Source organism: Methylobacterium sp. WL6, assembly GCF_008040095.1.
Taxonomy (GTDB): domain Bacteria; phylum Pseudomonadota; class Alphaproteobacteria; order Rhizobiales; family Beijerinckiaceae; genus Methylobacterium.
In genome coordinates this window covers 1-10,189 of the sequence record NZ_VRVH01000156.1, presented here as the reverse complement: position 1 = coordinate 10,189, position 10,189 = coordinate 1, and the positions used below count along the sequence as shown (strand labels likewise).

At 72.4% G+C, this 10,189-nt stretch carries 7 protein-coding genes and 2 pseudogenes; 3 read left to right on the top strand and 6 right to left on the bottom strand.

Annotated features, from left to right (window positions below; translation table 11 throughout):
* Nucleotides 1–406 (top strand): response regulator (locus tag FV230_RS18195; protein WP_147843396.1); only part of this gene is annotated, 406 nt, incomplete at its 5' end.
* An 88-nt stretch (nt 407–494) separates the two neighbouring features.
* On the opposite strand, the gene FV230_RS18190 is transcribed toward FV230_RS18195, so the two are convergent.
* The 4 genes and pseudogenes from FV230_RS18190 to FV230_RS18175 form a co-directional block, all read right to left on the bottom strand.
* Nucleotides 495–800: a hypothetical protein gene (locus FV230_RS18190; RefSeq protein ID WP_147843395.1), complete on the bottom strand. Its 306-nt coding sequence runs from the start codon at nt 798–800 to the stop codon at nt 495–497.
* 244 nt (nt 801–1,044) lie between these two features.
* Nucleotides 1,045–2,871, bottom strand: a pseudogene (locus FV230_RS18185) (L-glutamate gamma-semialdehyde dehydrogenase); the annotation flags it as partial.
* A pseudogene (locus FV230_RS30840) lies at nt 2,852–3,553 on the bottom strand (HAMP domain-containing sensor histidine kinase); the annotation flags it as partial. The pseudogenes FV230_RS18185 and FV230_RS30840, both read right to left, overlap by 20 nt.
* Entirely contained in the window at nt 3,550–4,758 is a 1,209-nt protein-coding gene (locus FV230_RS18175; protein ID WP_187275543.1) for an FIST N-terminal domain-containing protein, read from the bottom strand. The pseudogene FV230_RS30840 and the gene FV230_RS18175, both read right to left, overlap by 4 nt.
* 271 nt (nt 4,759–5,029) lie before the next feature.
* On the opposite strand from FV230_RS18175, the gene FV230_RS18170 reads away from it, so the two are divergent.
* Together FV230_RS18170 and FV230_RS18165 are read left to right on the top strand one after the other, a co-directional pair.
* A complete protein-coding gene (locus FV230_RS18170; protein ID WP_147843392.1) occupies nt 5,030–7,444 on the top strand; it encodes a PAS domain S-box protein in 2,415 nt (804 codons plus the stop codon).
* Between the two features lie 162 nt (nt 7,445–7,606).
* Nucleotides 7,607–8,986, top strand: coding sequence for an HD-GYP domain-containing protein (locus tag FV230_RS18165; RefSeq protein WP_147843391.1), 1,380 nt, complete (start codon nt 7,607–7,609; stop codon nt 8,984–8,986).
* A gap of 29 nt (nt 8,987–9,015) precedes the next feature.
* Here the strand turns inward: FV230_RS18165 and FV230_RS30835 are convergent, their stop codons facing one another.
* Both FV230_RS30835 and FV230_RS30830 read right to left on the bottom strand, forming a co-directional pair.
* Nucleotides 9,016–9,705 (bottom strand): hypothetical protein, encoded by a 690-nt coding sequence (locus tag FV230_RS30835; protein WP_246694909.1) that lies wholly within the window; start codon nt 9,703–9,705, stop codon nt 9,016–9,018.
* Between the two features lie 27 nt (nt 9,706–9,732).
* Nucleotides 9,733–10,189: DUF2268 domain-containing putative Zn-dependent protease (locus FV230_RS30830; RefSeq protein ID WP_246694908.1), on the bottom strand; the 457-nt coding region annotated here is incomplete at its 5' end.

The window sequence follows — 10,189 nt, the reverse complement described above, 5'->3', positions numbered from 1 at the left end:
GCCCGCGGCGCGGCCCGGGCCGGTGGCGACGCGGCTCTCGGGCGCCCGCGTCGTCGTGGTCGAGAACGACGCCGCCACCGCCGACGCGCTCGAGCGGCTGCTCGGGAACTGGGATGCGCGCGTCGCCACCTTCCGCGATCCCGCCGGCGTCGCGGCCGCCCTGCGCGCGGGCGGGCTCGCGCCCGACATCCTGATCCTCGACTACCACCTCGACGACGGCGCCCGCGGGCTCGACGTCGCCGTCCTGCTCCGGGAAGGGCGCACCGCGCCGCTGCCCGTCATCGTCACCACCGCCGACCACGCCCCCGAGATCGCGGCCGAGGCGGCGGCCCTCGGCGCCGAGCTGGTGCACAAGCCGATCAAGCCGGCGCAGCTGCGCGCGCTGCTGACCTCCATGCTGACGTGAGGACGGGCGAGCCGGCGCCGCATCGTCGTCGCGAGACCGCGTGTCGGCCCGACGGTCCCGCCCCTCGGAGGGCCCGCAGCCCTCGGCCTCAATGCGCCGGCGCGATCGCGGCCGCGGCGGGCGCGTGCTTCTTCCGCTTGCGCTTGCGCACCGTCACGACCGCGTCGGCCTCCTCGTCGGCGCCGCGCTCGGACAGGGCGAAGCCGTGCAGGTCCGCCGACGCGTCCCCGTCCGCGGCCGGGGCCTCGGCAAGGGCGTAGAACGCGGCGCGGACGATCTCCTTCTTGCTCGCCTCCGGGTGCTTCTCCCGGATGGCCGCGCGGATCGCCTTCGGCGTCATCCCGGGCGTGACGACGCTGCGCATCGTCGCCGCGATCTCCTGCATCGATGCCATGGGTTCGTTCCTTCATGCGACGGGCCGCCCGCGCTCCGGCTCCGGCTTAACCCAAGTTACATTTCGATGACACGGCCACAGTGCTGGCATATCGCCGACCAGACCTTGCCCGCGCCGCGCCGACCCCGTATCCCACCCGGGTTCCTTCACGAGACCGGAACCAACTCAGGGCGCACCTCTGCCAAGAGGCGCGCCTTTTTCGTCGGCGCCGATCCCGGCACGGGCGCTGCCGGATCGCATGGGATCATGCGTCGAGCGCCATCAGGCTGGCGTTGCCGCCCGCCGCCGCCGTGTTGATCGACACCGTGCGTTCCGCGAACAGGTCCGAGAGCTCGTAACCCGCCTCCGGATCGGAGGCCGTGGGGATCGACAGGATCGTGAGGATCGGCCCGTCGCGCTCGGCGATCCGGCGGACCAGCCCCGCGAGATCGGCCCGCTCGCCCGCATGCAGCACCCCGCCGAGGCCGGGCGCGCCCGCGGGATCCTCGGCGGGGACGATCCTCCGCAGGACCGCCGCGGGCAGGCCGTCGAGCAGGCCCGACGACGCCCGCTCCGCCGCGATCACCGCGCGCTGGCCGGTGGCCAGGATCGCGCCGAGCTGGCGCAGGGTTCCCGCCTCGTCCGAGGCGAGCGCCGCGATCGGGCCGCGCGGGCGGAGGCCGTAGCTGTTGCGCTCGCCGACCGGGCCCGGCAGCACCGATTCGGTCAGCGCGGGCATCCGGGCGAGATCGCGCTCGACCCGGGACGCGACCTTGGCGTGGCCCCGCTGCCGGAGCCAGCCGATGTAGGCCCGAGCGACCGGATCGACGACCGCCTCGGCCGGGGACCGGGCCGCGTCGGCGGGGGCATCGGCCCAGGACGGGGCCGGGCGCGTCATCAGCCGGCGGAGGTAGCGCGGCCCGCCGGCCTTCGGCCCCGTGCCGGACAGGCCCGTGCCGCCGAACGGCTGCACGCCGACGACGGCGCCGATGGTGTTGCGGTTGACGTAGACGTTGCCCGCCCCGATCCGGTCGAGGACGCGCGTCACCGTCTCCTCGATCCGGCTGTGCAGGCCGAAGGTCAGCCCGTAGCCGGTGGCGTCGATCGCGTCGACGAGGGCATCGAGGTCGTCCCGCCGGTAGCGGAGCACGTGGAGAACCGGCCCGAACACCTCGGCCTCCACGTCCGAGACCCGGTCGATCGCGATCACCGTCGGGGGCACGAAGCTGCCCGCGTCCAGGGCCGGATCCTTCCGCCCTTGCGGGTTCTCGCCCCCTTGCGTGATCGCGTGGCCCCGGCTCCGCATCGTCTCGATGTGGCGGAAGATCCCTTCGGCCGCCTCGGCGGTGATCACCGGGCCGACGTCGACGGACAGGCGCCGGGGATCGCCCACCGCGAGCTCGCGCAGGGCCCCGTGCAGCATGGCGAGCGTCCGCTCGGCGATCTCCTCCTGCAGGCACAGGATGCGCAGGGCCGAGCAGCGCTGGCCGGCCGAATCGAAGGCGGAGGCGAGGACGTCCGCCACCACCTGCTCGGGCAGGGCGGAGGAATCCACGATCATCGCGTTCTGCCCCCCGGTCTCGGCGACGAGCGGCACCGGCCGCCCGTCCGCGGTCAGGCGGTCCGCCAGCGTCCGCTGGATCAGGCGGGCGACGGCGGTCGAGCCGGTGAACATCACGCCCTGGACCCGGGCATCGCCGACGAGCGCCGCGCCGACCGCGCCCGCACCGGGCAGGAGATGCAGCACCCCCGCCGGGATCCCGGCCTCGCCCAGCAGCCGCACCGCCTCGGCCGCGACGAGCGGGGTCTCCTCGGCCGGCTTGGCGAGCACGGGGTTGCCGGCCGCGAGGGCGGCCGCGACCTGCCCGGTGAAGATCGCGAGGGGGAAGTTCCAGGGCGCGATGCAGGCGACCGGACCGAGGGGCCGTGCCTCCGGGCCGCAGACCCGTTCGGCCTCGCCGGCATAGTAGCGCAGGAAGTCCACCGCCTCCCGCACCTCGGCGACGGCGTTCGCCAGGGACTTGCCCGCCTCCCGCACGATCAGGCCGAGCAGGACCGGCATCCGCGCCTCGAAGGCGTCCGCGGCGGCGCGCGACCAGGGCGACGCCGCCGGACGCGGTGTAGCGGATCGCGTTGGAGAGCAGGTTCTGCAGGATGCGCCGCAGCAGGATGCCGTCGCTCGACACCGCCAGCTCCGGGCTGCGCACCACCAGGCGCAGGCCCCTGCGCGCGGCGAACGGCGCGAAGCTCGCCGCCAGCCCCGCCAGCAGGTCGGGCAGCGGCACGGGCCGCACCTGCGGGTGGACGATGCCGGCATCGAGCTTGGAGATGTCGAGCAGGGTCTTGATCAGGTCCTCGATCGTCTGCAGGCCGCGCTCGACCTGGGCGCCGATCAGGCTCGCCTCGGGCCCGAGCGGCAGGTCGGCGAGCGCCGAGATCGAGAGGCGGGCGGCGTTCAGCGGCTGCAGCAGGTCGTGGCTGGCGGCGGCCAGGAACCGGGTCTTGGAGCGGTTGGCGGTCTCGGCCTCCTCCTTGGCCGCCACCAGCGCCTCGTTCGAGCGCTCGAGGCGGTGCATCAGCGCCGTCAGCTCCTCGGTGCGGGTGCGGACGCGGCCCTCCAGGTTGATCGCGGTCTGGAACAAAGCATAGGCGCCCCCGCGCTGGTCGGTGCTGCGCTCCACATGCGCCATCAGCGCGGCGTTGATCCGCTCGAGCTTGGCGATGCGCCGGCGCAGGGACGCCTCGCCCTCCAGGCCGGCGTCGTGCAGGGTCACGGGAGCGCCGGCGGGGCGGGCGTCGCCTCCGCAGGCCCTTCGCTCGCAAGCCTCTCGTCCGCGGGCCTTTTGCCGATGGCGATGCCGGTCAACGTCTGGTTGAGGTGCATCGCCCGGTACTGCTCGCCGTAGGTCTCGAAGCCGACCATGTCGTAGCGCCGGTAGAGGTCGGCGATGCCCTGGCGCACCTGCCGGCTCTCGGCGTCGAGCCGGCGCAGCACGCATTCAAAGCCGATGATCAGGTCGACGCCGCCGAGCGCCCGGTCGAGCCGGGCGAGCTCCGCCCGGGTCGAGGCGACGATGTCGCGCGGCTCGGCCAGCGTCAGCACCACGCCCTCGTCGATGGCGCAGAAGAAGCTGAGGGAGCCGTCGGCGTTGAGCCGCCGGATCGAGCGGCAGAAGTATTCGCCGCCGACCTTCACCGCGAGCGGGTAGGCGGCGAAGCTCATCGGCGTCAGCCGCTCGGGGTCGAGCCCCACCGCCATGGCGTATTCGCGCGCGGCCGGCTCGGCGTTGAGCTCGTACACGGTGCGCGACTCGCCGTCCGAGGCGGTGACCACGAACTTCACGTCGGTCGGCTCGAAGTTGTCGCTCTTGAAGATCTGCACCGGAAAGTCGCTCTCGACGAGGAGCAGCACGGCGGCGTTGCGGTGGATCGCGCCGCCGTGCAGCAGCACCGCGTCGCGGAAGGTGAGGTCGTCGCCGGCCGAGCCGCCGACCAGCGGGATGCCCTCCAGCGCCCAGGCGATGGCCGAAACCACGGTCTCCTCGGCGTTGGCGAGCCCGTCGATCAGCGAGAGCGCGAAGCAGCGGGTCGGCTGGGCGTGGTCGGGCCCGTGCGGCTCGAGCCGGCGGCGCAGCGCCCGCACCGCGCCCGTGGTGCGCTCGACGTCGAGGTGGTCGATCGCGTCGAGCACCGTCGAGACGATGCGGAAGCCGTCCGCCGGGAACGCGATCGCCACCAGGCCGCGGTCGAGCCCGCCGGCCGGCGCGATCCCGCCCGACATGGTGCAGCCGGAAATCTCGGCCCGCGGAAACGCCTCGGCCAGCCGCCGGCTCAGGTTTTCGGGGTCGTAGTCGGGGGAGAAGAACACCAGGAGCTGGGCCGCGTCGGCGCCGACCGCCCGCGCGATCTCGGCGACGGCCTCGCCGGCGGAGCCGCGCTCCGTCCACGCCGTCCTGATGCCGCACAGATGCGTGCGCATCTGCGTTCCCTGTGCCACGCCCCGCCCCCGATCGCCGTCGGCCCCCGGGTTGGTCCGCAGGCGGCACGCGTGAGTATGTGGCGGGCAACCGAAACGTGCAACCAGGGCGGAATCGCGCCCGGCACGGCCGGAATCCGCGCGGGCCGACGCGGGCATGCGAATCTCGCGGCATCGGAACGGCCGACCCGCAAAAGGGTCGCTCCGCAACCGACGCGCCGGCGTGGCCGGGCGGCTACATAAATCGCGCGGCGGATGCGGCTAAACCGGGGCCATGCCCGGACGCCACCGCCTTCAGAACGTCATCGAGAGAGCCATCGACTTCGCCGTCATCGTCACCGACCCGGAAGGCGCGGTGACGGAGTGGAACGCGGGGGCGGAGACCATCTTCGGCTGGCCCCGCGAGGCGGTCGTCGGCGGGTCGTCGGCGCGCATCTTCACCGCGGAGGACCGGGCCGCGGGCTGCGTCGAGCGGGAGATGCGCGCCGCCCTCGCCGAGGGCCAGGCGAGCGACGAGCGCTGGCACCTGCGCCGGGACGGCAGCCGGTTCTGGGCCTCCGGCGCGCTGATGCCGCTGCGCGACGAGGACGGCGTCCACCAGGGCTACGTCAAGATCGTCCGCGACCGCACCCAGCAGCACGAGGCCGGCGAGCGCCTGCGCGCGACGCAGGACCGCTTCAGCACGCTCCTGGAGACCATCGAGACCGCCTTCGCCATCGTCGAGGTGCGGTTCGAGGGCGAGCGCCCGGTCGATTACCGCTTCATCGAGGCGAACCCGGCCTTCGAGCGCCAGGCCGGGGTGAACCTGCGCGGCAAGTGGGTCACCGAGTTCGCGCCCGACCTGGAGCGGTTCTGGTTCGAGACCTACGGCCGCGTCGCCTGGACCGGGGAGCCGGCGACGTTCGAGAGCTATGCGGAGGCGTTCGCGCGCTGGTTCGACGTGCGCGCCGTGCGGGTCGGGGATCCGGCCGAGCGGCAGATCGCGATCTTCTTCAACGACGTCACCGAGCGCAAGCGCGCGGAGGAGCGCCTGCGCGTCAGCGAGACCCTGTCGCGCGAGAATGCCGAGCGGGTGCAGCTCGCCCTCGAGGCCGGCGCGATCATCGGGACCTGGCACTGGGACCTGCCGACCGACCGGTTCACCGTCGACGAGGCCTTCGCCCGCAGCTTCGGTCTCGACCCGGCGCTCGGCCGCACCGGCATCCCGCTCGCCCAGATCGTCGCCACCGTCCACCCCGACGACCAGGTCGGCCTGGCCGCGGCGATCGACGCGGCGATCCGGAAGGGCGGCGCCTACGCGCACCAGTACCGCGTGCGCCGGACGGACGGGCGCTACTACTGGATCGAGGCCAACGGCCGGGTCGAGTGGGCCGAGGACGGCACCCCGTCGAGCTTCCCCGGCGTTCTGATCGACGTCGAGGAGCGCCGCGCCGTGCAGGCGGAGCGCGACCGGGCGGCGGCGGCGCTGCGCGCCCTCAACGAGACCCTGGAGCAGCGCGTCGCCGAGCGGACGGCCGAGCTGATGCAGACCGAGGCGGCCTTGCGGCAATCGCAGAAGATGGAGGCGGTGGGCCAGCTCACCGGCGGCCTGGCGCACGACTTCAACAACCTGCTGGCCGGCATCTCCGGCGCGCTGGAGCTGATGCAGAGCCGGATCGGCCAGGGCCGGTTCGACGACCTCGAGCGCTACATGGGCGTGGCGCAGGGGGCGGCCCGCCGCGCGGCCGCGCTGACCCACCGCCTGCTCGCCTTCTCGCGCCGGCAGACGCTGACGCCGAAGCCGACCGACGTGAACGGGCTGATCGGCGGGATGGAGGAGCTGATCCGCCGGACCATCGGCCCCGAGATCGCGCTGGAGCGGGTCGGCGCGGCGGACCTGTGGCCGGCGCTGATCGATCCGGGCCAGCTCGAGAACGCGCTGCTGAACCTCTGCATCAACGCCCGCGACGCGATGCCGAACGGCGGCCGCATCACCATCGAGACCGCCAACTCCCGGCTGGACCGGGCGGCCGCGACCGCGCACGACATCCCCGAGGGCGAGTATCTCGCGGTGTGCGTGACCGACACCGGCACCGGCATGCCGCCCGAGGTGGTGGCCCGGGTGTTCGAGCCGTTCTTCACCACGAAGCCGATGGGCCAGGGGACGGGCCTCGGCCTGTCGATGATCCACGGCTTCGCCCGGCAATCGGGCGGGCAGGTGCGGATCCGGTCCGAGCCCGGCCGGGGCACCGCCGTCTGCCTGTACATGCCGCGCCACCACGGCGAGGCCGACGGCGACGACGGGGCGCCCGTCCCCGCCGAGGCCGCCCGGGCCGAGCAGGGCGAGACGGTGCTGATCGTCGACGACGAGCCCTCGGTGCGCATGCTGGTCACCGAGGTGCTGGAGGATCTCGGCTACACCGCGATCGAGGCGGCCGACGGCGTCGCCGGCCTGGCGGTGCTGCAATCGGACATGCGCATCGACCTGCTCGTCACCGACGTCGGCCTGCCCGGCGGCATGAACGGCCGCCAGATGGCGGACGCGGCCCGCGTCGGCCGGCCCGACCTCAAGGTGCTGTTCATCACCGGCTACGCCGAGACCGCGATCCTCGGCCACGGCCACCTCGACCCCGGCATGGAGGTGCTGACCAAGCCCTTCCCGATGGACGCCCTCGCCACCCGCCTCAAGGCGCTGATCGCCGGGCGGTAGGGGCTCTGCCGGCGATCCGAGGGGCTGCGCCCCTTTGCGGACGCTGGAAAGGTCCGCTCGGGGCGGATCGGCGCGCGCAAGGCAACGCAACGCTTTGATCAGGTTCTTGAGGCAGTCTTGGCGCCTATCGAGACCGATAAGCCGAGAGGCCGGACGAGAACGATGCGGATTGTATCAGGCGGCGACGAGGAAGCCAGGACGATCCAGCTGTCGGAAGTGCTGGGTGCCTTGAGCCACGCCCTCGACCTGACGGAAGGTCAGCCCGTCGGGCATTGCGTGCGCGCGACCTGGATCGGCTTCCACATCGGCCGCGAGATGGGCCTCCCGGACTTGCAGCTCTGGGAACTCTACCACACGGTGATGCTGAAGGATCTCGGGTGCTCCAGCAACGCCGCGCGCATCTGCGAGCTCTATCTGTCCGACGATCTCAGCTTCAAACGCGACTTCAAGACCGTGAGCGACAGCCTGCCGAAGGTGCTCGGCTTCGTCTTCTCTCATACCGGCCTCAAGGCCGGCCTCGCCGAACGCTTCCGTGCCGTGCTCAACATCCTGCAGAACGGCGGAGCGATCACCGACGAACTGATCCAAACCCGCTGTCAGCGCGGTGCCCAGATCGCCCGGCAGCTTCGCTTCCCCGCGAGCGTTTGCGAGGCCATCCACGCGCTGGACGAGCACTGGAACGGCGGCGGCAGACCGGACCGCCTGGTCGGCCCGGGGATCCCGCTCTACGCACGGATGGCGTTGCTCGCTCAGGTCGTGGACGTGTTCCACACCGCAGCCGGCCCCGCGGCCGCGATGGCCGAGGTGCGGGCGCGCTCGGGCACATGGTTCGATCCTCAGATCGTCGCCTGCTTCGAAGCGGCCGCATCCGAGCCCGGCTTCTGGGATACCCTGGCCTCGGATGAGGTCGAGGAGGCGGTGTTCGCGTTGGCACCGGTCAGCCCGATCGTCGTTGATGAGGACTACCTCGACGACATCGCCCGTGCCTTCGCGCAGACCATCGATGCCAGGAGCCCGTTCACCTCCGGCCATTCGGAGCGGGTTGCCGTCTACGCCGACATGATCGCGGCCGAGCTTGGCTACACGTCGGAGCGCCGCCGCTGGCTGAAGCGGGCTGCGCTGCTTCACGACGTCGGCAAGCTCGGGGTCTCGAACGCGATCCTCGACAAGAACGGCAAGCTGGATGACGCGGAGTGGCGGGACATGCGCAATCACGCGTCCCTCTCCGAGACCATCCTGACCCGCGCGGCCGTGTTCCATGAGATGGCCCGCATCGGTGGCGGACACCACGAACGGCTGGACGGGAAGGGCTATCCGCGCGGCTTGAGCGGCGACGCGATCGAGCCCGAGACCCGCATCGTCTCGGTCGCCGACGTGTTCGACGCGCTGACAGCCGACCGGCCCTACCGGGCGGCCATGTCGCTCGAGAAGGCGCTCGGCATCATGCGCGCGGATCTCGGCACTGCGTTCGACCCGATCTGCTTCGCGGCGCTGGAGCGCGCGCTCGCCTCGATCGAGGGCGATCTTGCGCGGGCGGCTTGAGCCGAGCTGCCTCTCGGCGAACCCTCCGACTACCGGATCAGGATCATCTTGGAGGCCCTGCCGTCGGCACGAGGTGATGCGTCTCCCGAGGTCGAGACGATGACCGTGCGCACCACCCAACCGCAGGCGGGCGAACCCAAGGCCCGGAGGAAAAGCGAATTGAGGCCGCGGGTCAGCATGATCTGAGCTTTCTGATGTTGGCTTGCGCTGAAGGCGTCGGCTGAAAAATCTGGCACCCGCCCTGTGAGTTCATCATGCAGCATCCGGCAGGACAGGGTGATAGCAAAGTCGATCGCATTTGATGCAACCGGAAGTACAACTTCTAGGAGTGCAAGTCTTCGATCGCGCTGACCGTCCGGAACGCCGCCTTCGTCGGCTTTCGAAAACCACCGACGTCGGCGTTGAGGGCGTGGTCGGGTCCGACTCCGGACGTCTGCTTCCGGGGAAAACGCCAGGGGCCGCTTTCCATCCGATCCGGTCGCAGAGCGGACCGGCCGATCTCGGCCCGTGCCGGCCGTGCGGACAAGCATCCGCCGGTGTCGGAAGCCGCCGTCATCGACCGGCTTGGCCATTCCGCCTCGGGGCTGGGAGGCGGCCCGGGCCGGCGGTCGGAGGTTCGGCAGCGTGCGCCCGCGCGCCGCCGCGATGACGTCGGGCGCGGGGATGTCGACCCATGCGCCACCGCCGGTGTCGGCGCCCGCTTCGAGCCAGTCGCCCACGATCCGGTAGCCGAGGGTGTAGCCGAGCTAGCGCGGATACCGTCCTGCCCCGAAGAACCAGGCGCGGTGGTCGTGCCCGGCGCCCGCGAGCGTCGCGTCGTCCGGCAGGTTGGCCGCGAGTTCCGCGTCGGTCACCGCGCATTCCCACGGCTCGGGCGACGAATCGAACAGGCGGCCGACGAACCGCCCCGCCAAGCCTTCGCTCACGAGGGCCTCGCCGAGCGTCCAGCCGGAGCCGGGCCCGGCCATGCGCATGCCGTGGTGCGCCTCGTGCGCGACGGTCCGGCGCAGATCCCCGTCACGCAGCGCGCGGGCGAAGTTGGGGTTGCCGGGGTCGATGGTGAGGGAGAACAGGCCGGGGCGCACCGCCTCTCCCGTCGTCCCGGTCTCCGGAATCACCGCGCCGGGCAGGCGCTGCCGACCGCGTCGCGGCGAACCGCCCTTCGACCGGCAGCCCAGGCCGGCGCCCGGACCGCACGGTCCC

Bases quoted from the DNA above. Each gene is read 5' to 3' on its own strand.
- FV230_RS18170 (WP_147843392.1), top strand. From the start codon at position 5,030: ATGCCCGGACGCCACCGCCTTCAGAACGTCATCGAGAGAGCCATCGAC.
- FV230_RS18175 (WP_187275543.1), bottom strand. From the start codon at position 4,758: ATGCGCACGCATCTGTGCGGCATCAGGACGGCGTGGACGGAGCGCGGC.
- FV230_RS18190 (WP_147843395.1), bottom strand. From the start codon at position 800: ATGGCATCGATGCAGGAGATCGCGGCGACGATGCGCAGCGTCGTCACG.
- FV230_RS18165 (WP_147843391.1), top strand. From the start codon at position 7,607: ATGCGGATTGTATCAGGCGGCGACGAGGAAGCCAGGACGATCCAGCTG.